General features: G+C 32.0%; 1 protein-coding gene. It reads right to left on the reverse strand.

Annotated elements, in window-relative coordinates; genetic code table 11:
• Window positions 1-976, reverse strand: a 976-nt coding sequence (locus NI000_RS36515; RefSeq protein ID WP_253416171.1) for a hypothetical protein, incomplete at its 3' end; no start/stop codon positions are given.
• Window positions 977-1,114: the final 138 nt, after the last annotated feature.

Here is a 1,114-nt window from a genome sequence, read left to right on the forward strand (position 1 = left end):
TTTTAGCTGAAGTATGTTCCTTTAAGGAGTTATTTTCCAAACTATACTCCACATATTGTTCCGAGTATGAAGATGAAAACAGTATCTTCCCACTGTCCAAAAAAATATGATTGGCAGTAATGGGAATGTCAACTTCTCTTGTCGTCTCATTCTGTAAGTCAAAAATAGTCATGACTCCTCCCCATACAGGGTCAGTATTATACGAAAAATGAAGCAGGTATAGTTTATCGCCTTGCTTTTTTATTTCTAGAGGGGAAAATTCCACTTTTATTTCTTTTTCGACTGTAAGGTCGGCCTTCTTTAATTTAACCAGATTAGTATATTCTTTTTTATCGTAGGAAAGAACGCCTACATAAATAAAATCCTTATACTCTTGAATAGAATTAATTCTTCTACTATCTTTTATAATTGTAGTATTTATTGAATAATCTCTAACATTTATCTTATGAACAAAACTATCTACATTTTTCACTAGGTTATCACTGGTTACAAATAGTGCCCCTTCATCAAAAATGGCATCTGTTGGATTTCCCTCTATTTCCACTGTTTTTATAACTTCAAACGTAGAATTGTTAACAAAGACTACTCTTCCCTTCTCTCCATTTACTTCACAGATGACTGCATTCATTACATTGCCTTCAATAATTTTAACAGGACGATTTTCAACAGAGATCGTTCTAACGATCTTCTCATCTTTATAGATGTCCACTTTAGACCCAACTTTATAATCGTATTCCCTTTCATAGGGCACCCACAAAAGTCCCTTTTTATCATAAAGAATAAATGAAGTGCGACCATCTAATTTATTTTTTTTTAATCCGGTCGTTAGAGAAGAAATATAGTAATATCCATCAGCTTCACGTGATACTCCATAGTAGTCTTTTTTATTCTCTACACTCTGCACCTCAGTATTACATCCTAACAAAACTAACTCTAACATTAAGATCATTAACATTAATAAATTTTTTCTAATCATTTTAGTTTTCTCCTATTTGTTAAATGAACCTAGTTTCAAAGACTACAAATGATTAAAGCCTAAAGGTGTTATCACTTTCTCCTCATAACAATCACTTTTCCCCTCTATTTTTTCATGTAAACGTAGGTTTAATTGCTT

This window comes from Paenibacillus tyrphae (assembly GCF_024158745.1).
Classification (GTDB): domain Bacteria; phylum Bacillota; class Bacilli; order Paenibacillales; family NBRC-103111; genus Paenibacillus_G; species Paenibacillus_G tyrfis_A.